This is a genomic window from Streptomyces sp. NPDC086023, from assembly GCF_044540325.1.
Taxonomy (GTDB): Bacteria; Actinomycetota; Actinomycetes; order Streptomycetales; family Streptomycetaceae; genus Streptomyces.
In genome coordinates this window covers 53,482-76,061 of the sequence record NZ_JBITRX010000014.1, presented here as the reverse complement: position 1 = coordinate 76,061, position 22,580 = coordinate 53,482, and the positions used below count along the sequence as shown (strand labels likewise).

19 protein-coding genes and 1 pseudogene are annotated in these 22,580 nt (G+C 76.3%); 5 read left to right on the top strand and 15 right to left on the bottom strand.

The window, feature by feature from the left end; genetic code table 11:
- Nucleotides 1–63: 63 nt before the first annotated feature.
- The gene (locus ACIF6F_RS25775) at nucleotides 64–1,188 is read right to left on the bottom strand and encodes a glutamate--cysteine ligase (protein WP_399951003.1); all 1,125 of its coding nucleotides are present in this window, start codon (nucleotides 1,186–1,188) and stop codon (nucleotides 64–66) included.
- A 153-nt stretch (nucleotides 1,189–1,341) separates the two neighbouring features.
- Between ACIF6F_RS25775 and ACIF6F_RS25770 the strand changes: the two genes are divergently transcribed.
- Entirely contained in the window at nucleotides 1,342–1,590 is a 249-nt protein-coding gene (locus ACIF6F_RS25770; protein WP_399951000.1) for a CDGSH iron-sulfur domain-containing protein, read from the top strand.
- Nucleotides 1,591–1,717: 127 nt separating this feature from the next.
- On the opposite strand, the gene ACIF6F_RS25765 is transcribed toward ACIF6F_RS25770, so the two are convergent.
- From ACIF6F_RS25765 to ACIF6F_RS25755, 3 genes and pseudogenes are all read right to left on the bottom strand, one after another.
- Nucleotides 1,718–2,830: an iron-containing redox enzyme family protein gene (locus ACIF6F_RS25765; RefSeq protein WP_399950997.1), complete on the bottom strand. Its 1,113-nt coding sequence runs from the start codon at nucleotides 2,828–2,830 to the stop codon at nucleotides 1,718–1,720.
- Nucleotides 2,831–2,868: 38 nt separating this feature from the next.
- Complete coding sequence (locus ACIF6F_RS25760; RefSeq protein ID WP_399950994.1) at nucleotides 2,869–3,849, bottom strand: virginiamycin B lyase; 981 nt, start codon at nucleotides 3,847–3,849, stop codon at nucleotides 2,869–2,871.
- Nucleotides 3,846–5,489, bottom strand: a pseudogene (locus ACIF6F_RS25755) (ABC-F family ATP-binding cassette domain-containing protein); the annotation flags it as partial. The gene ACIF6F_RS25760 and the pseudogene ACIF6F_RS25755, both read right to left, overlap by 4 nt.
- A 70-nt stretch (nucleotides 5,490–5,559) precedes the next feature.
- Between ACIF6F_RS25755 and ACIF6F_RS25750 the strand changes: the two are divergent.
- Nucleotides 5,560–6,174, top strand: coding sequence for a TetR/AcrR family transcriptional regulator (locus ACIF6F_RS25750; RefSeq protein WP_399950991.1), 615 nt, complete (start codon nucleotides 5,560–5,562; stop codon nucleotides 6,172–6,174).
- A 1,360-nt stretch (nucleotides 6,175–7,534) separates the two neighbouring features.
- Here ACIF6F_RS25750 and ACIF6F_RS25745 read toward each other — a convergent pair.
- The 4 genes from ACIF6F_RS25745 to ACIF6F_RS25730 form a co-directional block, all read right to left on the bottom strand.
- The gene (locus ACIF6F_RS25745) at nucleotides 7,535–8,944 is read right to left on the bottom strand and encodes an MFS transporter (protein ID WP_399950988.1); all 1,410 of its coding nucleotides are present in this window, start codon (nucleotides 8,942–8,944) and stop codon (nucleotides 7,535–7,537) included.
- Nucleotides 8,945–9,182: 238 nt separating this feature from the next.
- Complete coding sequence (locus ACIF6F_RS25740; protein WP_399950985.1) at nucleotides 9,183–10,574, bottom strand: PLP-dependent aminotransferase family protein; 1,392 nt, start codon at nucleotides 10,572–10,574, stop codon at nucleotides 9,183–9,185.
- A 91-nt stretch (nucleotides 10,575–10,665) separates the two neighbouring features.
- Nucleotides 10,666–11,466, bottom strand: a complete 801-nt coding sequence (locus ACIF6F_RS25735; protein WP_399950982.1) for an alpha/beta fold hydrolase — start codon at nucleotides 11,464–11,466, stop codon at nucleotides 10,666–10,668.
- Between the two features lie 235 nt (nucleotides 11,467–11,701).
- Nucleotides 11,702–12,127 (bottom strand): hypothetical protein, encoded by a 426-nt coding sequence (locus ACIF6F_RS25730; protein WP_399950979.1) that lies wholly within the window; start codon nucleotides 12,125–12,127, stop codon nucleotides 11,702–11,704.
- 672 nt (nucleotides 12,128–12,799) lie between these two features.
- Here ACIF6F_RS25730 and ACIF6F_RS25725 point away from each other — a divergent pair.
- Nucleotides 12,800–14,437 (top strand): alpha/beta hydrolase-fold protein, encoded by a 1,638-nt coding sequence (locus tag ACIF6F_RS25725; RefSeq protein ID WP_399950976.1) that lies wholly within the window; start codon nucleotides 12,800–12,802, stop codon nucleotides 14,435–14,437.
- A 209-nt stretch (nucleotides 14,438–14,646) separates the two neighbouring features.
- Here the strand turns inward: ACIF6F_RS25725 and ACIF6F_RS25720 are convergent, their stop codons facing one another.
- Nucleotides 14,647–16,050 (bottom strand): carboxylesterase/lipase family protein, encoded by a 1,404-nt coding sequence (locus ACIF6F_RS25720; protein ID WP_399950972.1) that lies wholly within the window; start codon nucleotides 16,048–16,050, stop codon nucleotides 14,647–14,649.
- Nucleotides 16,051–16,269: 219 nt separating this feature from the next.
- On the opposite strand from ACIF6F_RS25720, the gene ACIF6F_RS25715 reads away from it, so the two are divergent.
- Together ACIF6F_RS25715 and ACIF6F_RS25710 are read left to right on the top strand one after the other, a co-directional pair.
- Complete coding sequence (locus tag ACIF6F_RS25715; protein ID WP_399950969.1) at nucleotides 16,270–16,596, top strand: hypothetical protein; 327 nt, start codon at nucleotides 16,270–16,272, stop codon at nucleotides 16,594–16,596.
- Nucleotides 16,597–16,689: 93 nt separating this feature from the next.
- A complete protein-coding gene (locus tag ACIF6F_RS25710) occupies nucleotides 16,690–16,965 on the top strand; it encodes a chaplin (protein WP_399950966.1) in 276 nt (91 codons plus the stop codon).
- Between the two features lie 76 nt (nucleotides 16,966–17,041).
- Here ACIF6F_RS25710 and ACIF6F_RS25705 read toward each other — a convergent pair whose 3' ends face one another.
- From ACIF6F_RS25705 to ACIF6F_RS25680, 6 genes are all read right to left on the bottom strand, one after another.
- Nucleotides 17,042–17,905, bottom strand: coding sequence for a tyrosinase family protein (locus tag ACIF6F_RS25705; protein ID WP_399950963.1), 864 nt, complete (start codon nucleotides 17,903–17,905; stop codon nucleotides 17,042–17,044).
- Between the two features lie 77 nt (nucleotides 17,906–17,982).
- Complete coding sequence (locus ACIF6F_RS25700) at nucleotides 17,983–18,423, bottom strand: tyrosinase family oxidase copper chaperone (protein ID WP_399950960.1); 441 nt, start codon at nucleotides 18,421–18,423, stop codon at nucleotides 17,983–17,985.
- 116 nt (nucleotides 18,424–18,539) lie between these two features.
- The gene (locus ACIF6F_RS25695; RefSeq protein ID WP_399950957.1) at nucleotides 18,540–19,085 is read right to left on the bottom strand and encodes a GNAT family N-acetyltransferase; all 546 of its coding nucleotides are present in this window, start codon (nucleotides 19,083–19,085) and stop codon (nucleotides 18,540–18,542) included.
- Between the two features lie 183 nt (nucleotides 19,086–19,268).
- On the bottom strand, nucleotides 19,269–20,390 hold the full coding sequence (locus tag ACIF6F_RS25690; RefSeq protein WP_399951371.1) for an acyl-CoA dehydrogenase family protein: 1,122 nt from the start codon (nucleotides 20,388–20,390) through the stop codon (nucleotides 19,269–19,271).
- Nucleotides 20,369–21,598, bottom strand: coding sequence for an acyl-CoA dehydrogenase family protein (locus ACIF6F_RS25685; RefSeq protein ID WP_399950953.1), 1,230 nt, complete (start codon nucleotides 21,596–21,598; stop codon nucleotides 20,369–20,371). The genes ACIF6F_RS25690 and ACIF6F_RS25685 overlap by 22 nt, the downstream gene beginning before the upstream one ends.
- Nucleotides 21,595–22,566, bottom strand: coding sequence for an NADPH:quinone oxidoreductase family protein (locus ACIF6F_RS25680; protein WP_399950950.1), 972 nt, complete (start codon nucleotides 22,564–22,566; stop codon nucleotides 21,595–21,597). The genes ACIF6F_RS25685 and ACIF6F_RS25680 overlap by 4 nt, the downstream gene beginning before the upstream one ends.
- Nucleotides 22,567–22,580: the final 14 nt, after the last annotated feature.

The following is a 22,580-nucleotide window of genomic DNA, read 5'->3' as shown; positions in this document are numbered from 1 at the left end:
GGCACGGGCTCCACTGGCTCCACGGAGGGCACGGCCGGCACCGGTCGGCACCGGTCGCGGGGCTCACGCCCCTGTCACGGCCACCAGGTCGTCGACGACGTCGCGCAGGCGGCCGGCCCGGCGGTAGGCGGCCCGCTGGCGTTCGGCGCCGTTGCCCGTACGGCGGATCCGGTCCAGGAGCCGGACCACCTCGTCGAGGTCCCCGGCGGCCGCGAGGCCCGGCGCGGCACGGCGCAGCAGGGTCCGGGTCCGTTCCTCGGCGGGCACGGTGGCACCGGTGAAGGGGTCGACGGCGTCGCCCCGGTCGCCGTTGCGGGCGGCCGCGCTGTGCGCGGCGCGCATCCGGGCGGCGGGGACCGTCGCGGCCGAGCCGTTCAAGGGACGCATCAGGGCGGTCGTCGCCAGGCCCCGTACGAGCAGCGCCAGCAGCACCGTCATGTCGAGGTCGGCGTTGCTGTCCGCCACGCGCACCTCGACGGTGGGGACGTGCTCGGAGGGCCGGGCGAACCAGTAGATCATCCGGCGGTCGAGCAGGATGCCGGAACGGACCAGTGCGGACGCGGTGTGCTCGTACCCGGCGGAGTCGAGCACGGGCGCGGGCCCGGCGGTGGGCCAGCGGCCGAACGCGACGGACCGCCAGCCGGCGAAGCCGCTCTCCAGGCCGCTGCGGAAGGGCGAGTTGGCCAGCAGTCCCTGGAGGGCGGGCAGGTAGGGGCGCAGCTCGTTGGCGAGCAGCAGGGCCTGGACGCGGTCCTCGGTGCCGATGTGGACGTGACAGCCGCAGACCATGCCGTGGGTGCCGTCCACGACGGCGCCGAAGTGCCGGGCCATGCGGCGGTAGCGGGGGGTGTCGGTGACCGGGATCGGTGCGTCCGGCGGGACGACGACCGTGCCGCTGGCCATCAGCCGGCACCCGGCGGCGCGGGCGGCCCCGGCGGCGACGGCGCGCAGGGCGGTGAGGTCGGCGCGGAGCTCGGCGGCGGAGGCGGTGGGGCGGGTGCAGAGCTCGACCTGACACCGGTAGAACTCGGCCTGCACCCGCCCGCCCAGCCGCGGCACGAGTGCCCGCAGCACGTCGGGACCGCGGGGAACGGGGGCGCGGGTCACGGGATCGACGAGGAAGAACTCCTCCTCGACACCCATCGTCGGTACGGCCACCCGGCCGCCGCCCGACTCGTCTGCTCTCATGGCCCGCGTCTACCCCGGGGGGCCGGGGGAAACCGGGAGGGCCGGTGGACGCGCGGGGCGCAGGGCATGCCGGTCCCCGCACCGGGCAGACGCGGCCCGACGGTGCTCGTGCCCCCTCGGGTGCGGGACCGGGGAACGAGGAGCGTGGTGACCATGCCGGAGCCGGTGGAACGTACCGAGGGCCCGCGCGACGGGGCCGGCCGGCGTCCCGCGGAGCCGCCGCTGCCCCGGGCGACGTCGATCGCGGGCGGACCCGTACTCATCGAGGGCCCGGTCGAGATCGTGCTGCCGGACGGAGAGGTGCGCGTGTGCGACCGGCCGGTCGTGGCCCTGTGCGCCTGCCGCCGCAGCCTCCGCTTCCCGCTGTGCGACACGAGCCACCGCCCGAGGGTCCGCTCCTGACCCGGCTGCCCGACGGCACCCCGGGGCCGCACCTCCTCGGCCGCCGTCGAGGTCCCGCCCGAGGGCGGCGGCCTCTTCCCGTGCCGGCAGGACCATCACGTCCCGCACGAGCGCGTGCGCATCACCCTCACCGAGGCATCACCGAGGCGGACTCACGCTGATCGCCCTGCCCCCGCACCGCACCTCCCGGGCCCCCCGCGCCGCCCGCACCGGCCGCGTCCAGCCGGTCCAGGGGGACCCGCAGAGCCGAGTGGCCCTGGCGCCACGCCGTCAGCACCTGCTCGGTCAGCCGGTCGCCCAGCCACACCGTGGCCTCCACGCCGAAGACCACGTCCGCCTCCAGCTCCGGCTCCTCCTCCAGCAGCCCGCCGATCACGTCCCGCCGCACGACCTGCTCGTGCACCGCGTCCGCCTCCACGTGCTCGTCGTAGAACCGCAGCGCCGCCGGCCCCGCCCCCGCCCGCCGCAGCGCCAGCAGCATCCGCGCGGCCGCGGGCGGGGCCGCGGTCGCCAGCGCGGCGAAGTGCCCGACCAGGGCGCCGCGCAGCGAACGGTGCAGGCCCAGCAGCGACATCAGGTTGACCGTGGCGAGGGCCGGCGCCCCGGCGGCGGGCAGGTAGCGCCCGTAGGCGGGGTCGAGCCCGAGGTCGGTCATCAGGTCCGCCCAGAGCGTGGCGTGCAGCCGCTCGGCGCGGCCGCTGCCGTAGTCGTCGTACAGGACGGCCGCCATCGCCGCCTTGGCCCGCCCGCGCAGCCTCGGCAGCACCCAGGCGTGCGGGTCCGCCTCCTTCAGCTGGTACAGGGAGCGCAGGGCCGCGTACTCGCGGAGTTCCTCGCGGCCGCCGCCGTCCTTGAGGTGGTGGGAGACGTCGTAGGCGTCGGTGTGCTCGACCAGCAGCCCGCGCAGCGCCTGGTCGACGCGGTCGACGGCGCCGGTCTCCGCGCGCAGCGCGCCGAGGAACCGGCGCTCCAGCAGCCTCCGGAGCCCCAGCAGCTCCGGGTCCCATTCCTTGCCGTCCGGCACGCCCTCGAAGCCGCGGTAGTGGGGTTCGTAGCAGAGGCAGAGGGCGAGTTGGAGGTCCTCTCCGTACGGGTCGGCGCGCTCGACGGTGTCCGGCCCCGGGAGCTCGTACGGTCCCTCCGCGCGGAGCGCGCTGCGCACGGCGGCGGACAGCTCGCCCCGGCCGGGCGGCAGGAGGGGAGCGGCCCCCAGGTTCGGGGCGGTGGCTACGGCACTCATGGCGGCGTTCCTTCCCAGGGGACGTGGGCCCCCCACGTTCACGCCCCGCGGGTACCCGACCGGCCCCCGGGCACACCCGGGCGGGACCGGGCGGCCCTTCCGGCCGGGGCCGGCCCGGTGCAGGGCGGGGTCAGGCGGGTGAGGTGGCCGGATTCCTGGGCCGTGTACAGGGTGCCGTCGGGGGTGAAGGCGAGGCCGTGGGGTTCGGGCGCGGTGGTGGGGAGGGGGTGCTCCTCGACGTGGCCGTCGGGGGTGATGGCGGCCACGCGGTTGGTGGCCCACTCCGTGAACCAGCAGCGGCCGTCCGGGCCCACCGTGATGGCGTGGGGGCGGCAGCCGGGGTCGGGGAGGGGGAATTCCGCGATCCGGCCGTCGGTGGTGATACGGGCGACCTGCCCCGCCCCGATTTCCACGCACCACAGGGCGCCGTCGGGGCCCGCGGTGATGCCGACGGGCGCGGCGCCCGGGGTCGGCAGGGGGTGGAGGGTGACGTCGCCGTCGGTCGTGATGCGGCCGACGGCGTTCGCCTGGTTGAGGGTGAACCAGAGCGCGCCGTCGGGACCCGCGGTGATGAAGGAGGCGAAGGCCCCGGTGACCGGCAGCGGGTGCTCGGTGACCTCGCCCGAGGTGGTGATGCGGCCGATGCGGTCGGTGTGCATCGCGGTGAACCACAGCGCGCCGTCCGGGCCGGTGGTGATGCCGAAGGGGCCGCTGCCGGGGGTGGGCAGGTCGTACGCGGTCATCTCGCCCGACGTGGTGACGCGGCCGATGCGGTGGTCGCGGTTCCGGGTGAACCACAGGGCGCCGTCCGGGCCGGCGGTCAGGACGGACGGTCCGCAGTCCGGGGCGCCGGTGTCGTACCGGGTGACCGCGCCGTCGGGGCCGAGCCGGGCGACGGCGCCGGCGTGGACGAGGGTGGTCCACAAGGCCCCGTCGGGGCCGGCGACGACCGCGTAGGGGCCTTCGCCGGGTTCGGCGACCCGGAAGAGTGCGTGCCGGTCGGGGCGGTGGTCGGTCACAGGGCTCCTTGGAGTACGGGGGCGGGTACGGGGGCGGTGAGGTCGAGGCGGGCGCCGCGCCAGCGGTCGCGCAGCCGGCGGTCGTGGCTGACGACCACCAGGGCTCCCGGGTACTGGTCGAGGGCTGCTTCGAGGTCCTCGACCAGGGCGAGGGAGAGGTGGTTCGTGGGCTCGTCGAGCAGCAGTACGTCGGCCGGTTCGGCCACCAGGCGGGCCAGGGCGAGCCGTTGGCGCTGGCCGGTGGAGAGCCGCCCGACGGGCGTGTCGAGGCGGTCGGGGGCGAACAGCCCGAGGGAGAGCAGCCGGGCGGTGCCCTCGGGGCCGAAGGCGGCGCGTACGGTGCGGCCGGGCGGGCCCGGATCGGGCTGCTGCGACAGGAGGCCGACGCGGCCCCGGCGGGTGATCCGGCCCCGGTCCGGGGCGAGTTCGCCGGCCAGGATGCGCAACAGGGTCGTCTTCCCGGCCCCGTTGGGTCCGGTGACCAGCAGCCGGTCGCCGGCCGAGAGCGTCAGGCCGAGCGGGTGCAGGCGGCCGGTCACGCCGATGTCCTCGGCGTCGACGAGGGCATCGGACGCCCGCCGGGCCGTACCGAGGCCGGGCGGGCGGAGTTCGGCCGTGCGGAGTTCGGCGGTGAAGCGCAGCGGTGCGGCGGGGGCCGGGACCGGTTCGGCCAGCAGCCGGCGCAGCCGCTCCTCCGCGTTGCGGACCCGCCCGGCCAGGGACTGCTGGACGCGGCCGGCCGCCCGGTCGTACGCCATCTTGTTGCCGTCCTTGATGGCCCGCCCCGGTGCCACCCGGCGGGCGGTGGTGGCCGCCGCCTCGCGCAAGCGGTCGGCCTCCGCCCGCCACCGCTCGTGGGCCTGGGCGCGGCGGGCGCGTTCTGCGGCCTTCTCGGCGAGGTAGCCGGTGTAGCCGTTGCCGTACCGGGTGAGCGTCCTCGTGTCGGCGTCGGCCTCGACGAGGACGTCGGCCACCCGGTCGAGGAAGGTCCGGTCGTGCGAGACGGCGACGGTGGTGCCGGCCCGGCCCCGCAGGTGCTCCTCCAGCCAGGTCAGGGCGTTGTCGTCGAGGTGGTTGGTGGGCTCGTCGAGCAGCAGCACCTCCGGGGACCCGGCCAGCAGGGCGGCCAGGCGCAGGCGCACCTGCTCGCCGCCCGAGAGGCCGCCGACACGGCGGTCGCGGGGCAGGCGCGCCAGGCCCAGGCCGTGCAGGGCGCGCTCCAGGCGGGCGTCGGCGTCGTACCCGCCGCGCAGTTCGAAGGCGGTGAGGAGGTCGCCGTACTCGTGCAGGCCGCTCTCGTCGCCGCCGGTCATCGCCCGCTCCAGCTCGCGCATCCGGGTTTCGAGGGCGCGCAGGCCGGCGAGGCCGCGGTCGATGACGCGCTGGACGGTGAGGTGGCCGGGAAGGTGCTCCTCCTGGGCGAGCCGGCCGAGGCCGCCGGCGGCGCGGACGGTGACGGTGCCGTGGTCGGGCGTCTCCACCCCGGCGAGCAGGCGGAGCAGGGTGGACTTGCCCGAGCCGTTCTCGCCGATGATCCCGGTGCGCCGGCCGACGGGGAGCGAGCAGCTGACGGCGTCGAGGACGACGTGGCCGCCGTACGCCTTGGTGACGGCGCGGAGGGTGAGCTGGGTGGTGCCGGTCGGGGTGGTGCCGGTCGTGGGCTGCGTGGGGGTCTCCTTAAAGCGACGGTCGTTGCGTTAAGATGCTGCCATGGCATCCACGACATCCGCAAGCGGTTCCCGCCCGGGGGGCCGCAGCGCCCGGGTCCGCGCCCAGGTCCTCCAGGCCACCGGCGCACAGTTGGTCGAGCAGGGGTACGACGCGCTCACCGTCGACGCGGTGGCCGAGCGGGCCGGCGTCCACCGCACCACCGTCTACCGGCGCTGGCGGGACGTCGGCGGACTGCTGGCCGACCTGCTGGAGGCGGCGGCCGACGACAGCTGGGAGCCGGCCGACACGGGCACGCTGGAGGGCGACCTGACCGCCCTGAACGAGGAGATCCTGGCCGGCGTGACCGCCGACCCCCCGCTGACCACGGCGCTGATCGCCGCCTCGTTCCGCTCGGCCCAGGCCGCGGATGCGCTGCGCGCCTTCTGGGAGGACCGGTACGCGCGCTGCGCGGTGGTGGCCGCACGCGCGGAGCAGCGGGGCGAACTCCCGGCAGGTACCCGCTCGCGGGACCTCCTGGTCGCGGCAACGGCCCCGCTTTACCACGAACTGGTCCTCCTGGGCACGCCCCCGACCCCGCACCTCCCCGCCACGGCGGCCCGCACAGCCGCAGCGGCGGCCCGCGCGGGGGCGTTCACGGGTCCGGTCGACGAGTGACGGGACGCCCGGGCGGCGGGTGACGACGCCGGGTGCCGGGGCTCGGTCGCGGCGTAGGAAGCGGCCGCGATGCCGCGGCCGGCACGGCGGCCCGGACGTGGGAGCCAGCACGCGGTGCGGAGCGGACACCGGAGCCCGCTCGCGCACCGCGGCGCCGGCCCGGCAACGACAGGGGTGCGCCAAGGCGGCGCGCTCCGCAAGCGGGCCCGCCGCACGACCGCGGCCGGAACACGACGGCCCGCGGCAGCGGGCCCCCGGCCAGAACTACGGTCAGGGGCCCAGGGGCCGGACGACCAGGCGTACGGCCCCGGCAGGCCACCGGCTCGCCGGCAGGCCAGACCACCCGTCGGTGGGCACACCCGGCCGAGCGGACGCATGGCCGCCGGACGGCCGTTGCGACCGGCCTCCCACAGCGGCCGCCCGGCCGACGGAACAACACGGCACGCGCGTCACCCACGCACAACGCGGCGTGGACACCCATGGGCGCCCGGGAGACGTCGCGCCGAGAGGCTGCTCAGCGCGAGAAGCGGGCCGCCGTCAGGCGGGCGGTACGCGCACCGACCGGCGGTCACAGCCCGGCGGTCCACAGCCCGCCGGTCCACGGCGCCCGGCTCCTCGGCCGGCGGCGTCGCCACGTCGGCCGAGGAGCCGGGACCCGGGCCGTCGGGCGTCGGGCGTCGGGCGTCGGGCCAGGATCCGCCGCGGGCAGCCATGCTGCCGGCCGCTCAGCGCCGGCTTCCCGCCGGACCACCACGCGCAGGCGCGGCCGGGCCCCCAGTCCACCGACTGAGCGCCTGCCCACCCTCCCCGCCGCGCTGCCTGCCGTCACCCCCGCTTGCGTCCGCGGACCGGGCCCGGCTGCGGCACTCCACTCGGCCACGCCCCGCAGGCCCTGGGCGAGGGCGGCCCGCCAGGCGACCCGCCGCTCGGGCGGGGCCGGAAGAGGACATCGCGCCGGTCCGCCGGCTGAGCGGCGCGCCCGGCTACCGCCTCGGGTCGCCGGCCCGTCGGATCCCGCTGCCGGCGTGCCGCGGCCGATCCGCAGCTCGGCGATCCGCCGCTCGCCGAGGTGCGCGCCCGACCGGGCTACGCCACGCGCCGCGAGGCCATCGGCGCCGCATCCTCAGCGGCTGGCCGTGCACGGTCACCCGACCGGGCCACGGTCGCACCGCCCGCGTCAGCGCCCAAGGGCGCCACCGCGGGCGCGGCCACGCCCCCGGCTCACCGGCATGAGCGCCCGGCACGGCTTCAGCGTGGACCGTCAGGCCGTCGATGGCCCGCCCGGACACGGCGTGCGGGGCCCAGCCGCTCGGCGGCAGCAGCAGTGGCCCGCCGGGCTGCGGTGGGGCGGGCGGGGGCGTCAGGCCGCGCGGGTGAGCGGGCGGGTGGGCTCCGGGGCCGGAGTGGGCGGGCGGGTGTCGGCGGCCCAGCGGGTGGCCGGGCCCATCGCGTAGCCCGCGCCCAGGAAGACGGCGCCCAGCAAGAGCCAGCCCGGGACGCCGCCGGCCACCACCAGGGAGGTCAGCAGGAGGGGGCCCAGGGTGCGGGCCACCGGCACGCCGGTGCCGAAGAAGCCCTGGTACTGGCCCATCTGGTGGGCCGGCGCCAGCGAGAAGCCGATCTGCCAGCCGCCCGCCGACTGCCGCATCTCGGCAACCACCTGAAGCACCGCGCCGGCCACCAGTACCGCCGCCCCGGCCCAGGCCCCGAGCCGCCAGGCGGAGAGGGCGAACACCGCGCACGACGCCAGCATGATCCAGCCCGACGAGCGCACCGCGCGGGCGGCTCCGGCCAGCCCGGTCACCGAGCGCGCCGTCCGCACCTGGAACAGCATCACGGCCCCGGTGTTGAGGACGAACAGGCCCGAGACCAGCCAGCGGGGCGCGTCGGTGCGGCCGACGATCCACAGCGGCAGCACCAGGCTGAGCAGGGGCAGCCGGAGCAGCAGCACGGCGTTGAGCAGGGTCACCAGCGCGTACGGCCGGTCGCGCAGCACCGCGAGCCGGCGCTCCCCCACCGCAGCCGTGCCGGCAGACCGGCCCGCGCCGTCCGCCGGAACCACGCCTTCGCGCCGGCCCGCACCGCCGGCCGGAGCCTTCTCCGCAGCGCGGACCATCCCCCCGCCCGCCGCGACCGTCTTCGCAGCACGGACCGCCCTGCCCGCCGCCGGGGCCACAGCGGAGGCCGAGGCCGCCGCCGGGGCCACAGCCGGCACGCGCCACAGGAGGCCCGCGCCCAGCAGGAAGGTCAGCGCGTCCAGGGCGAACACCGCGAAGAACCCCTCCCGCGTCCCCGCGTGCAGCGCCAGCCCGCCCACCGCCGCGCCCGCGGCCAGTCCGGCGTTGCCCACGGCCTGCAGGTGGGCCAGTACGCCGGTCCGCTCCTCCGGCGCCACCAGCCCGGCCAGCAGCGCCTGCCGGGCCGCGGCCAGCCCGCACTGCGCGGTCGCGTACCCGACGGCGGCCACCAGGAACGCCCCGAAGGAGTCCACCAGCAGGAAGGACGCCACGGCGCCCGCGGCGGCCAGCGCCAGCAGGACCGCCGTGCCGCGCGGCCCGCGCCGGTCGGCCAGCGCCCCCAGCGGCACCCCGGCGACGGAGCCGACCGCCCAGGCCACGGTCAGGCCGAGGCCGATCTGCGCGGGCGAGAGGCCGGCGACTCCGGTGAAGTACAGCGCGGAGCTGACGTAATAGGCGCCGTCGCCGACGGAGTTGCTCAGCTGGGCGGCGGCGAGCAGCCGCGCCGGTCCGGACGGGGGGAGGATCCGCATCGGGTGACTCCGGGGGTGGCCTTCAGGAGCGGCCTTCGGGGATTCGGGGACTCTCCGAAGCTACGGTCCCGGTGGCCCGGAGAGCAGGGCCATTCCCGTCCCGTGATACTGGGCCACTTCGCCCGGGTCGGCAGCCCTGGCAACCTTGGCAGCCCTGGGGACCTCGGCCGCCGCGGCCGCCCCAGCCCCGGCCGCCCCGGCCGCCGGGTCTGCCCCGAAGTCCCCGCCGGCTCCCCGCCTACGCCCCGCGCAAGACCCGCACCAGCCCCTCCAGCGCCTCCGGGTAGTCCCGTTCGCGCGGCGTGCCGTAACCGACCACCAGGCCCTGCGGGCGGTCGCCCGGGGTGTGCCAGTGGTCGCCCAGCCAGCCCAGCGCCAGTCCGGCCGCATCCGCCCTGCGCCGCAGATCCGCCTCCGCCGGGCCCCCGTCCGGGAGTTCGAGCAGCGCGTGCAGCCCGGCCGCGACGCCGCTGACCCGGCCGTACGGGGCGAGGCGGCCGGCCATCAGGTCGCGGCGGCGCCGGTACCGCATCCGCACCGCACGCACGTGCCGGTCGTAGGTGTGACCGGCCATCAGCTCGGCCAGGGCCAGCTGCCCCAGCGTCTCGGTGTGGTGGTCGGTGTGCAGCTTGGCGTCCAGGACCGGGCCGACCAGGTGGTCCGGCAGCACCATCCAGGCCAGCCGCAGCGCGGGGGCCAGGGACTTGGAGACCGTGCCGAGATACGCGACGTGGCCGGGCGCGGTCCCCTGGAGGGCGCCGACCGGCTGGCGGTCGTACCGGAACTCCCCGTCGTAGTCGTCCTCGACGAGCAGCGTGCCGTGCGCGCGGGCCCAGGCGGTCAGTTCGCGGCGCCGGGCCGGGTGGAGCGGGACACCCGTCGGGTACTGGTGGGCCGGGGTGACCACGGCCGCGTCGACGCCGTCGAGGGCCTCCGGGTGCGCGCCGCGGTCGTCCACCGGCAGCGGCCGGACCGCAAGCCCGGTACGGCGGACCACCTCCCGGTGGAAGGCGAGGCCGGGGTCCTCCATGGCCACGGTGCGGGCACCGGCGTCGGCGAGGACGCGGGAGAGCAGCGAGAGGCCCTGGACGTAACCGGAGACCACCACGATCCGGCCGGGGTCGGCGAGGACGCCCCGGGTCCGGCCGAGGTAGCCGGCGAGGGCGGTGCGGAGTTCGGGGCGGCCGAGCGGGTCGCCGTAGCCGTACGTCTCCGCGCTCGCCGTGGTGAGCGCGCGCCGCACCGCCCGCAGCCAGGCGGCCACCGGGAAGGTGCCGGCGTCGGGACTGCCGGGCCGCAGGTCGAGCCGGGGGGCGTCGGGGCGCGCGGCCTCCGCCCCGGCCGTTCCGCGGGCGGAGGCGAGGGCCGCCACCACCGTGCCGGCGCCCTGGCGGGCGGTGAGGTAGCCCTCGGCGGTGAGTTGGTCGTACGCGGCCTGAACGGTGCCGCGGGACAGGCCCAGTTCGGCGGCGAGCCGGCGGGTGGAGGGCAGCCGGGCGCCGGAGACCAGGCGTCCGGTGCGGACGGCGTCGCGCAGGCCGTGTTCGAGGGCCGTGCGGCGGCCCCCCGCCGCGTCGAGGTCGACGTGCAGGTCCACCCCGGCGACGGACCAGGATCCGGATCCAGTCATGGCAGCCGATCCTACGTTCGACCGCCCCGGCTCGTCGCCCCCGAGGGGCACGCCGCACGACGGGCGCCCGCCCACCGCCGACGGCCCGGCCTCACACCTTCGCCAGGAACTCCAGCAGCGCCGCGTTGAAGGCCTCCGGCGCCTCCACCCCCGGCAGGTGGCCGGCTCCGGGGATGACCACGAGGACGGACTCCGGGACCAGGGCGTGGAGTTCCTCGGCATCCGCCACCGGCGTGTACGCGTCCTCCTCGCCGACCACGACCAGGACCGGCACCCGGGCGGCCGCCAGACCCGGCCGGTGGTCGGTGCGTTCGGCACGGCCGCGCAGCGCGGCGGCGGCGCCCTCCGGGTCGGTGCCGCGCATCATGCCCATGACGTGCGCGGCCACTTCGGGCAGGGCGGCGACATGGGCCGGAGTGATCATCTTGTCGATCACCTCGTCCGCGTAGCCGCCCATCCCCTCCGCCACCAGCCGGTCGGCCAGCGCCCTGCGGAACGCCTTGCCGTCTTCCGTCTCGGGCCGGGGCGAGGTGTCGGCCAGTACCAGCGCCAGCACCCGCCCGGGGAACAGCCGGTGGAACTCCATGGTGAGCTGGCCGCCCATGGAGACCCCGCCCACCACGGCCCGCTCCAGCCCGAGGTGGTCCAGCAGTTCGGCGAGGTCACCGGCGAACACCTCGAAGGCCGTCGTGCCGGGCACGACCTCGCTCCGGCCGTAGCCGCGCAGGTCCGGGGTGACCACCCGGTACCCGGCCGCCGCCAGGGCCCGGGCCTGCGGGTCCCACAGGGTGCGGTCGAAGGGGTGGCCGTGCACCAGCAGCACGGGGGTGCCGGAGGCCGGACCCGACACCTCGTAGTGGATCCGCGTACCGTCCGTCGTCGTGAATTCCATTCCGCCAACCTAGTGCCAGGCAGGGCACCGCCGGCCGGGCCGGCGCGGGCGGCCTTGTCAGGACACGCCGCGCCGGGGGAGTTGACCGCAGGCGGCGGGGGCGCCCGTGCCCCGTGCCGTCGGCGGAGACGGCGCAGAGGTCGGAGCCGAAGTCGCCGGGCAGGGCGCGGGCGAGGGTGCGGTCGTGGGTCCGGATGGCCTGGTCGTCGACGCTCCGGCCTCGGCGAGAGGGCGGTCACGCAGGTCGGCCAGGTCCGGTGGGCGCAGCCGCCGGGCGCGCAGGTCGAGGACAGAGGTCCCCGCGGAGAAGGCGGTCCCGACGTCGGCTCCGAAGGCGAGCGACCCGAGGAAACGGCCCGGTCCGTACGAGCGCCGGCCCGCCGGCGTGCAGCTCCTCGGGCACGGCGTCCGCCGCGGCGGCCATCGGCACGCCGTCGGTGGCCGCGCGGAACAGGGCGTGCAGCGGCAGGACCGCGTACCGCAGCGCCTGGCCCGGCCACGGGCCGAGCAGTACGGCGGCGAGCACCGCCGCGATCAGCGGGACCGTGTGCACGAGGAGAAGCAGCGGCTTGCAGAGGGCGTAGCCGGGGCCGGCGACGGCCCTGGGGCGGCCGGACCGGCCGGCGAGGTGCCCGCCGACGAGCCGGACCAGCGCACTCACCCGGTTGCAGAGGCCGTCGATCAGGCCGAGGCCAAGCGGGGGAGAGGCCCAGTCCCGCGACGAGGTGGAGGGGCAGAACGGCGGTCACCGTCTCGGCGGAGTCGTCGGTCACCAGCGAGTCCGTGCCGAGGGGAGCGCGGTGGGGGCGACGGCCGCGCGCCGCCGCGACCGGGGGCCGGTTGCTTTCGCCCCGTGAGCCGTGCCGGCCCTGTCGGGGCGGGGGCGTGCGCGGCTGTCCGCTGCGTATCGGGCGGGCGGCGCGACCGGGCCGCGGCCGAGGACCGCGGCGGGGAGGCCGGGCGGCACGGGCGCGGGGCAGGGAGGAACCAGCGGGACGGGCAGGAACGGGCACGGGAACGACCCGGACACAGGCGACCTCCGGATGGCCTGCTGGCGGGGCAGGCGGCGCGCGGGGCACACCGCGGCGCGCGGACCGCACCCGGGCCCGAGAACCCAACGCCGCCCGGCATGCGCTTCCGGGGACCGGTGCGCACCCCGGGCGGCACGGGGCGCGGCGGCGCTCGGATCCCCGCCCCGGGGTCCCGCCGGCCGCCGGTCCCGGGCGCCGAAGGTCAAGATGCGGCAAAGCGGGCAACCCGGCGGGGCTGATCCCCATCCTCAGAGCCGAATGACAGTTCGCCCTTCGGGGCAGACCCGAGCCGGAGATCCGTGATGACGTACGCACCCAACGGGGGCACCCCCCAGGGCAACCGCCCGCCCGAGGGGAACCGCCCGCCCGAAGGCCACGGGTCCCCGCAGGAGTACGGGTCCCCGCAGGAGTACGGGACCGGCCGGCCGTACGGATCCGCACAGCCGTACCCGCCCTACGGGTCCCCCGAGCACGGCTCGCCGCAGTACGGAACGCCGGATCAGGCCCCCCACCCGTACGGGTCCCCGCAGTACCGCACCCCCGGGCACGACGCCCCCCAGGGCCACGGCCAGGGCCCGTACGCCGCCCGCCCGCCCTACGGCGCGCCCGGGCAGCAGCCGCAGCACCCCGGGCAGTCCTACGCCAGGCAGCCGGCGTACGGGTCCCCCCAGGCCCCCGGTCCGTACGACATCCACGAGCCGTACGGCACCCACGAGCCGTACGAGCCGTACGAGCCCCCCACCCCGTACTCCCCCGCTCGCGGCCACGACCACGGCCACTCCCCCGCCCACCACCGGGAGCCCCCGTTCCCGCCCCACCCCGGCGACGACGACCGCTCCCCCGGGGACCCCGGCCGGCCGCCCCGCCGGCGCGGGCGCCGCCTGCTGATCGCCGGCACCACCCTCGCCGTCCTCGGTGTGGGCGCCTGGCAGCTGATGAGCTACTACGAGATCCCGCCCTTCACGGACAAGGGCGACCCGGTCTCCTTCGACCAGACCCCCGCCGGCCCCGACGCGGGCGGCGGCGGTCGGGCCGGCGGCGGCACCACCAGGCCCGCCGACTCCAAGGTTTCGCTGCCGACCGGCCCGAAGGCCGAGTTCAAGGTGGCGAACACCCTCGAAGACGGCACCAAGATCGGCGTGGTGACGTACACGGGCAAGAAGTCGGGCTTCACCGGCAAGGTCTGGGTGTGGGCCCCCAAGGCGTACTCGGACCCGAAGTTCGCCAAGAGCGGCTTCCCGGTGATGATCGCCCTGCCCGGCGGCGCGGGCTACCCGATGAACTACTGGATGGGCACCGACCTCAAGCTCCAGGAGAGCATCACCAAGTGGTACGACGAGGGCAAGAGCAAGCCCTTCCTGCTGGCCATGCCCGTGCAGAACCCGGAGCCGGACACGGACGGCACGTACTGGGACGGCAGTGACATCCCCGGCCAGCCCAAGATGGGCACCTGGCTCACCGAGGACGTCCCGGACCTGATGAGGGAGAACTTCCGCACCATCAAGTCCCGGGACGGCTGGGCCTTCATGGGCTCCTCCACCGGCGGCTTCAACGGCCTGAAGGCGGTGCTGAAGAACCCGGACCGGTTCAAGGCCGTGATCGCCTCCGGCCCGGACATCGTGCCGGACTCGCGGCTCTGGAAGGGCCACGAGAAGGAGAAGCAGGAGAACAACCCGCAGGTGCTGGCCCAGCAGCTGATCGACCGCAAGGGGCCGGACGTCTACCTGGCCTTCCAGGTCGGCACCAACGAGAGCAACAAGAAGACGCTCCCGGACGTGAAGAAGTTCATCGCCACCTACGGCAACAAGGGCCCGGTCCACACCACCCTGAAGGAGATCCAGGGCGGAAAGCACAACGCGGCCACCTACGTCCCGGCCATGGGCGAGGGGCCGATCGAGTGGATCAGCAAGTACATGGAGGGCCCCACCCCGGCCTCGTAACCCTCGGGCGCCGGGCGCCGGGCTGCGGGGCCCCTGGCCGGGCACTAGGGGGTGTTGCGAAAGTCCCGCACGGCGCCCACGGCGCCCGGCACGCACTCTCGCCGCACCGGCCAAAGCCCCGAGTACGCCCAGTACGAGGGTCTTCGTCCGGCACGCCGAGAGCACGCACCGGACACCGCGGGCACCACACAGGACTTTCGCAACACCCCCTAGGCCGAGAACCGGCGGGGCTCCCCCGGGGCCGGGGCCCAGCCCGGATCCCCGGTGACCGCGAACGACACCCACGCCGCGTGCATGGCGTCGGCCAGTTCCTGCGGCGCCCCGGGGCCCGCCAGCGCGCGGGCCGCCGGGGTGTCCAGCACGTCGAAGACGAAGCCCAGCTCCAGGGCGTGGCAGGACCCCAGCCCGGGTATGCCCGAGCGCCAGCCGAACTCGTACACGTACGCCGGCGCCCGGCGCTCCGCCGCGGCCAGGGCGCGCAGCGGGTCCCGCAGCAGCCGGTCGGTCAGCACCTGGCCCGCGACCTCGCCCACCGGCAGCTCCGGCTGTGCCGCCCGCCGGGCCCGCACGGCCGCGAGCGGCATCCCGGCCCGGGCCGCCGTCAGCGCGAGGGCCAGCGGGCCCATCCGGTTCAGGTGGCCCAGTACCCCCGTGGGCGCCAGCCACAGCCGGTACTCCTCGTCCGTCCAGCCCAGCAGCAGCGGTACGTCGGCCCCCGCCTCGCCCGCGACGAGCCGGGCCAGCGGGTCGCCGGGCACGGCGTCCCCGTCCTCGACGATCCCGAAGGCCGCCCCGCCCAGCAGCGGGCTTGAGCGGCGCAGTACGGCGGCCTGCGCGGCCAGCAGGTCGTCCGGGTCCACCTCGGCGAAGGCCGCCGCGGTGGCCGGCACCTTGAGCCGGGCCGCCATCCTGCGCACCATCGCCCGCACCTTCACGTGCGGCAGCGCCTCCGGAGGACCGCTCTGGAGCACCGCCCGCCGGAACAGGCCCTCGGCCCGGGGCGAGGCGAGCAGCGCCCCGATGCTGATGGCACCCGCCGACTCGCCGAACACGGTGACCCGGTCGGGATCGCCGCCGAAGGCCGCGATGTTGTCCCGCACCCACTCCAGGGCGGCGATCTGGTCCAGCAGCCCGCGGTTCGGCACCGCGTCGGGGAAGTGCCCGAAGCCCTCCACGCCCAGCCGGTAGTTCAGCGAGACGAGGACCACCCCGTCGCGGGCGAAGGACGATCCGTCGTAGACCGGCACCGCCGAAGAACCCCTGGTCAGGGCGCCTCCATGGATCCAGACCATGACCGGCAGCGCCGCTCCGGCGCCCGGTTCGGGGGTCCACACGTTCAGGTTCAGGCAGTCGTCGCCCGGATGGACCGGATCGGTCAGCAGAGAGGCGAAGGGCTCCGGGTACGGGGTCTTCGGCGCCGTGGGTCCGAAGGCGACGGCCTCGCGCACGCCCTCCCAGGGCTCGGGCGGCGCGGGCGCGGCGAACCGGTGCGGCCCGACGGGCGGGGCGGCGTACGGGATGCCTCGGAAGACGGCGACGGAGCCCTCGCGCGTGCCCCGTACCGCGCCGTACCGCGTGACGGCCTCCACGCGTTCCACCACGTCCATGGCCATGTCGCCCTCCCGCATTTCCTCGGTGCGCCGTAGGCCCAGGAAGCGAGCATAAACAGCGGCGGCGCGGGCCGCCCGGCGGGGCGGGGAGTCCTGTGCGGGGGTGCGGGCCCCTCGGGCCCGGCGGGCGCGGCGTTGCCCCTACGGGTGACATGGCGTGACCCGCACCGGGCCGGATGGTTGGACCGGTGGCAGGTACTCCACCCACACCGTGAGGCATTCATGCGTATCAACGGCACCCTCAGGGCCGCGGCGGCCCCGGCACTCCTCCTGGCCGCCACGGCGGCTGCCGGGGGCACGGCCCACGCCGCCGGTCAGGACTTCCAGTTCTTCGGCACGGACGACAAGGTCCACGCCATCCACGACCCGGCCGGCTGCTTCGACGCCGCGGGCGGCGCCGGCGGGGGCGTGGTGAACGGCTCGGACAGGCGTGCGGTGCTGTACGCCGGGGAGGGCTGCACGGGACGGGTCGTCGGGGTCGTCGAGCCCGGTGCCAGTGCCCCGGTGGGCCCGGCGTTCGGCTCGGTGCACTTCCCCGTCACCAGGTAGGCGGAGCGGCCGTGACCCCAGGGCGGTCACGGCGTTGTACGCCATGTCATCGTCACAGATCTTGTGGCGCTTCCATTTCTCAAGGAGATCTCGATGTCGCGTATCGCGAAGGCAGCAGCCGTCACTGCTGCCGCCGGTTCCGTTCTGGCCGCCGGCGCCGGCATGGCCGTCGCCGATGCCGGAGCGCACGGCGCCGCGGTCGGTTCCCCCGGTGTCGCCTCGGGCAACGTCGTCCAGGTGCCCGTGCACGTTCCGATCAACGTCTGCGGCAACTCCGTGAACGTGATCGGCCTCCTGAACCCCGCCTTCGGCAACCACTGCGAGAACGTCTCCGGGCACGACGAGCCCACGGGCGCCTACGGCGACTGATCGCCGGCACTCCGCAGTACCCCTCGGGCCCCCCGCCGCAACCGCGGCGGGGGGCCCGACCCCTTTGCCCCGCGTCTCACGCGTACCGGTAGAGGTTCCGGTGCGAGAGGAGTTCACGGGGCGTCACGCCCCAGGGCGGCATCGGCTCGTCCAGGCTGAGCACCCGCCCGTACTGCCGGTCGAAGCGGTCGAGGCGCTGCGCCGGCAGGTAGCCGGAGCCGGGGTGCTTCTGCTGCCAGCGGTCCCAGATCAGGTCGACGAACGAGTGGTGCAGCCAGAACGCCGGGTCGTTGGGCGCGGTGCCGCCGGTCATGTGGCCGCCGATCCACTGGTGCACCTTGTTGTGGTTCCGCCAGCGCTCGCGGCGCGGTGCGGTCCAGCCCTCCAGCTTGTTGCGGAAGCCGCCGTCGACGGCCGTCGAGTCCCAGGGGGCGGTGTCGTACACCGGGTCGTCCACGGCCCACTGCAGCTCGGCGGCCGTGGGGAGGGTGATGGGGTTGTGCGGGCGGCCGAGGTTGCGGGTGAGGAAGCGGCCCTCCCGGATGCCGACCGTGATGGGCCAGTTGCCCTTCTCGTAGGCGAAGGGGCCGGTCGTCACCTGCCGGTCCTCGGCGCGCCCGGTCCCGCCGAGGAAGTCCTCCGCCCAGAGGGAGGAGGCCGGGCTGCGGTCGGTGGTCCAGTCCCAGTACGGGACGGACAGGCCCGGGTCGAGGGCCTGGAGCGCCTTCTCGAACTCCAGCAGGTACTTGCGGTGCCAGGGGAAGAACGAGGGCGACATGTGGCCCACGCGCAGGCCGTCGTCGTCGTCCGGCACGAAGTAGCGGTCGTGCGTGCGGACGAACTCGTCGTACGTGCCGTTGCGTTTGAGCTCCAGCACGGCCGCGACGAACCTCTTCTTCTGCGCGCTGGTGAGGTCCTTCTGGTTCTGGCGGGTATACACGGGGTCGGGGCCCTTTCGGCGGGGATCGGGGGGCCGCCGTGGCGTGCCGGCGGCCGGGCGTGGGATGCGGGCTGCCGTCAGGCGTGGTGCGCGGGGGCCTCGGCGAGGCGGGCGCTGCCGAGTTCGTCGACGGCGGCGCGGGCCAGGGCGCGGGGGGAGGGGAAGGACTCGTAGTGGTTGACCCCGCTGAGCCAGCTGCCGTCGGCGCGGCGCATCACGTGCAGGGAGCGCCCGTCGACGTACACGTCCACGCGTTCGCGCGCGCCGGGCGCGTGGGCGGCGTACCGGACGGCGGTGATGTGGCGGCCGCGGTAGGTCTCCTCGAAGACCGGTACGGTCGGCTCGACGTCGCGGGTGGTACGCCGGCCCGCGCGCCCGGCCCGGACGACGGGGGCCAGGGCCGCGGCCGTGGCCGCCACGACGGCCGCGGTGAAGGCCGTGCGCAGCGCCAGGCGGCGACTGACGGCGAGTGCTCCGGCCGCCCTGGCGATGCCGATGTTCCCGCTGCTGGCGCTCATCCTGCTCCTCCGTGCCTCTCGGGGCGTCAACCGACTCCGACGGTCTAACGCTCCGGTGCAGTGGAGGTCACCGGGGGCGCAGCGCGCGGGGGCGCCGCGGGGCGGGGACGCGGGGGTCAGCGGGGTGCCGGGCCGCCTCCGGCGGGGGTGTGCGCGGACTTGTAGAAGATGGTGGTGGGGTGGAGGACGCCGGCCGGGTCGGCGGCGAAGTCCGGTACGGTGCCCGCCTCCTGCCAGCCGAGGGCGCGGTAGAGGCCCTCGGCGGGGCTGCCGGTCTCGGTGTCGAGGTGCAGCAGGACCAGTCCCTCGTGTGCCGCGTGCCGCTCCAGTGCGGCGAGCAGGGCCCGGGCGAGGCCACGGCCGCGCGCTGCGCGGTGCACCATCAGCTTGTTGACCTCGGCGCGGTGCCGGCCGTTGGGCTTGGTCTCGCGGCGCAGGCTGACGGTGCCGGCGACCCGGTCGCCGTCGTGGGCCGTCCAGACGGTGAGCGTGCCGTCGGAGACGGCCGGCAGGAGCGACTCCCACCAGGCGGCGGCCTCGGCGTGGCCGACGCCGGCGAGGAAGCCGAGGGCGTTGCCCCCGGCGACGGTGTCGAGCGTCAGGTCGGCGAGGGAGTCGAGCTGGGCACGGAGCGCGGCTTCCGAGAGCGGCTGGATGATCATGCCGGTCAGGGTAGGGAGCGATTGTTTCGGCCATGTGTGCTGTCGCGCCGGGCCGGGTGGACGGGCTCTGGAGGCGGGTCGGGAGGGCGCGCCGGCCCCGGGCGGGGCCGACGCGCGGCCGGGGCCGACGCCTGGCCGGGGCCGACGCCGTTCGGGAACGGCACGCCTCCGGCCGGCGGGCCCTCAGGGGGCCGGGAGTGCGGCGAGCTGGGCGATGCGGTCGTGGTGGTGGCCGATGGTGCCCAGCGCGAGCGAGTCGGCCTTGGCCCGCTTGAGGTACAGGTGGGCCGGGTGTTCCCAGGTCATGCCGATGCCGCCGTGCAGCTGTACGCACTCCTCGGCGGCCCGCACGGCCACCCGCGAGCAGTAGGCCTGGGCGAGGGAGACGGCGAGGGCCGTCTCGGTGTCCCCGGTGGCCAGGGCGTCCGCCGCGTTGCGGGCGGCGGCGCGGGCCTGGGCCACCTCCAGCCAGAGCTGGGCGAGCCGGTGCTTGAGGGCCTGGAAGGAGCCGACGGGCCGGTTGAACTGGTGGCGCTCGCGGACGTGGCGCACGGTCTCGGCCAGGCACCAGTCGGCCAGCCCCAGCTGCTCGGAGGCGAGGAGTCCGGCGCCGGCGAGCAGGGCCCGGCGCAGCACGGCGGCGGCCGTGACGGGGCCGGCGATCGGTTCGCCGTACGCGCGGTCGAAGCGGACGGTGGCCAGGGGGCGGGTGAGGTCGAGGGGGACGGCGGGGTCGATGCCGGCCTCCTCGGCGCGCACCGCGAACAGGCCGGTGTCGGCGAGGACGAGCAGGACGTCGGCGGCGGCCGCGTCGGCCACGGAGGTGACGGTGCCGCTGAGCAGTCCGCCGCCGGTGTCGCGTACCGGGGCGGGGGCCGGCGCGCCGGGCCCCAGCGTGAGCGGCAGGGCGATGACGGCGACGGCCGTGCCGGCGGCGAGGGAGGCCAGCAGACGGGCGACGGCGGGGAGTTGGGCGTCGCACGCGAGCAGCGCCTCGGTGGCGATGACGGAGCTGGTGAGGTACGGGACCGGGGTGACGGCGCGGCCCAGCTCCTCCAGCACGACGGCGGCCTCGCGGGGACCGGCGCCCTGGCCGCCGAGCTTCTCGGGGACCAGCAGCCCGGCGGCGCCGATCCCGGCGCCGAGGGCCTCCCACAGCGCCGGGTCGTGGGGCGTGCCGGATTCGGCGCGGGCGAGTACGGCGGCTGCGGGGGCCCGGTCGGTGAGCAGGCCCCGTACGGCGGCGCGGAGTTCTTCCTCGGTGTCGGTGTAGCGCAGGTCGCTCACTTGGCCAGGTCCTTCCAGGGCAGGTCCTTGTCGTCGCGCGGCTCGGGGGGCAGGCCGAGGACGCGTTCGGCGACGATGTTGAGGAGGATCTCGCTGGTGCCGCCCTCGATGGAGTTGCCCTTGGAGCGGAGGTAGCGGTAGCCGGCGTCGCGGCCGGTGAAGTCGACGAGTTCGGGGCGGCGCATCGTCCAGTCCTCGTACAGCAGGCCCTCCTCGCCGAGGAGTTCGACCTCCAGGCCGCTGATCTCCTGGTTGAGGCGGGCGAAGGTGAGCTTCATGCCGGAGCCCTCGGGGCCGGGCTGGCCGGCGGCGAGCTGCTGGCGCAGCCGCTCGGCGGTCAGGCGGGCCACCTCGGCCTCGACCCAGAGGGCGAGGAGCCGCCGGTGGAGTGCGTGGGTGCGCAGTTCGGGGCGGGCACGCCAGGCGGCGGCGACCGGGCCGATCATGCCGCCCTCGCGGGGCAGCCGCATGCCGCCGATGGAGACGCGTTCGTTCATGAGGGTGGTGCGGGCCACCTCCCAGCCCTGGCCGACGGCGCCGAGGCGGTGGGCGTCGGGGATCCGGACGCCGGTGAGGAAGACCTCGTTGAACTCGGCCTCGCCGGTGAGCTGGCGGAGCGGCCTGACCTCGACGCCGGGGGCGGTCATGTCGCAGAGGAAGTACGTGATGCCCTGGTGCTTGGGCAGGGCGGGGTCGGTGCGGGCGATGAGGATGGCCCAGCGGGCGAGGTGGGCGCTGGAGGTCCACACCTTCTGGCCGTCGACGATCCAGTCCCCGGCGGTTTCCGCGGGGCCGGGGCCCGCGGTGCTCGCGGTGCTCTCCTCCCGGACCGCGCGGGTGCCGAGGGCGGCGAGGTCGGAGCCGGCGCCGGGCTCGCTGAAGAGCTGGCACCACACCTCCTCGCCGGTCCACAGGGGCCGCAGGAAACGGCGCTTCTGCTCCTCGGTGCCGTACGCGAGGATCGTGGGCGCGGCCATGCCGAGGCCGATGCCGATGCGGCGCGGGTCGTTGTCTGGCGCCCCGGCCTTCTCCAGTTCGGCGTCGGCCACGGCCTGGAGGGTGCGGGGGGCGCCGAGGCCGCCGAGGCCCTCGGGGTAGTGGACCCAGGCGAGGCCGGCGTCGAAGCGGGCGCGGAGGAAGTCCAGGCGGTCGGTGCTGGCCGGCGGGTGGGCGGCGAGGAGGTCCCGTACCCGGGCGGTGACGTCGGCGGCGGTGATGCCGGTCATCGGGCGCCTCCGGTTCCGGGGAGGACGACGAGGCGGCCGGTGGTGGTGCCGTCGGCGACGCGCTGTACGGCGTCGGCGGCGCGGTCCAGCGGGACGCGCTCGCTGACGAGTGGCCTGATGGCGCCGGCGTCGGCGAGCCGGGTGAGTTCGTCGTGGCAGGCGCGGACGGCGGCCGGGTCCTTGGTGTTGTAGAGGCCCCAGTGCAGTCCGAGGATGGCGTAGTTCTTGACCAGCGCGTGGTTGAGGGCGGGCGCGGGGACGGTGCCGCCTGCGAAGCCGACGACCACGATGCGGCCCTCGAAGGCCACGGACTTGGCGGAGGCGGTGTAGGCGTCGCCGCCGACCGGGTCGTACACGACGTCGGCACCGCGGCCGCCGGTGAACTCCTTCACCCGGGCGACGATGTCCTCGGCGTGCCGGTCGATCACCAGGTCGCAGCCGAGTTCCTCGGCGGTGCGGGCCTTGGCCTTGCCGCCGGCGACGCCGATGACGGTGGCCCCGGCCGCCTTGCCGAGCTGGACGGCGGCGCTGCCGACGCCCCCGGCGGCGGCGTGCACGAGGAGGGTCTCCCCCGCGCGCAGGCCGGCCCGGCGGTGCAGGCCGAACCAGCCGGTCTGGTAGCCGATGTGCAGCGCGGCGGCCTCGGCGTCGTCGAGGGCCTCGGGGGCCGGCAGGAGGGCGCGGGCGTCGGCGGTGACGTACTCGGCGAAACCCCCGTGCGGCAGGCGGGGGTTGACGATCACGCGTCGGCCGTCCTCGGTCTCGCCGCACACCTCGACGCCGGGGGTGAAGGGCAGGTCGGGGCGGATCTGGTACTGGCCCCGGCAGAGCAGGGCGTCGGGGAAGTTGACGTTGGCGGCCAGGACGCGCAGCCGCACCTCGCCCTCGCCGGGTTCGGGGGCCGGCACCTCGTCGAGGCGCATGACCTCGCGGGGCTCGCCGTGGGTGTGTACTCGCCATGCCTGCATCCGGGGCCTCCAGC

Bases quoted from the DNA above. Each gene is read 5' to 3' on its own strand.
- ACIF6F_RS25775 (WP_399951003.1), bottom strand. From the start codon at position 1,188: ATGAGAGCAGACGAGTCGGGCGGCGGCCGGGTGGCCGTACCGACGATG.
- ACIF6F_RS25770 (WP_399951000.1), top strand. From the start codon at position 1,342: ATGCCGGAGCCGGTGGAACGTACCGAGGGCCCGCGCGACGGGGCCGGC.
- ACIF6F_RS25765 (WP_399950997.1), bottom strand. From the start codon at position 2,830: ATGAGTGCCGTAGCCACCGCCCCGAACCTGGGGGCCGCTCCCCTCCTG.
- ACIF6F_RS25750 (WP_399950991.1), top strand. From the start codon at position 5,560: ATGGCATCCACGACATCCGCAAGCGGTTCCCGCCCGGGGGGCCGCAGC.
- ACIF6F_RS25745 (WP_399950988.1), bottom strand. From the start codon at position 8,944: ATGCGGATCCTCCCCCCGTCCGGACCGGCGCGGCTGCTCGCCGCCGCC.
- ACIF6F_RS25740 (WP_399950985.1), bottom strand. From the start codon at position 10,574: ATGACTGGATCCGGATCCTGGTCCGTCGCCGGGGTGGACCTGCACGTC.
- ACIF6F_RS25735 (WP_399950982.1), bottom strand. From the start codon at position 11,466: ATGGAATTCACGACGACGGACGGTACGCGGATCCACTACGAGGTGTCG.
- ACIF6F_RS25725 (WP_399950976.1), top strand. From the start codon at position 12,800: ATGACGTACGCACCCAACGGGGGCACCCCCCAGGGCAACCGCCCGCCC.
- ACIF6F_RS25720 (WP_399950972.1), bottom strand. From the start codon at position 16,050: ATGGCCATGGACGTGGTGGAACGCGTGGAGGCCGTCACGCGGTACGGC.
- ACIF6F_RS25715 (WP_399950969.1), top strand. From the start codon at position 16,270: ATGCGTATCAACGGCACCCTCAGGGCCGCGGCGGCCCCGGCACTCCTC.
- ACIF6F_RS25710 (WP_399950966.1), top strand. From the start codon at position 16,690: ATGTCGCGTATCGCGAAGGCAGCAGCCGTCACTGCTGCCGCCGGTTCC.
- ACIF6F_RS25700 (WP_399950960.1), bottom strand. From the start codon at position 18,423: ATGAGCGCCAGCAGCGGGAACATCGGCATCGCCAGGGCGGCCGGAGCA.
- ACIF6F_RS25695 (WP_399950957.1), bottom strand. From the start codon at position 19,085: ATGATCATCCAGCCGCTCTCGGAAGCCGCGCTCCGTGCCCAGCTCGAC.
- ACIF6F_RS25685 (WP_399950953.1), bottom strand. From the start codon at position 21,598: ATGACCGGCATCACCGCCGCCGACGTCACCGCCCGGGTACGGGACCTC.
- ACIF6F_RS25680 (WP_399950950.1), bottom strand. From the start codon at position 22,566: ATGCAGGCATGGCGAGTACACACCCACGGCGAGCCCCGCGAGGTCATG.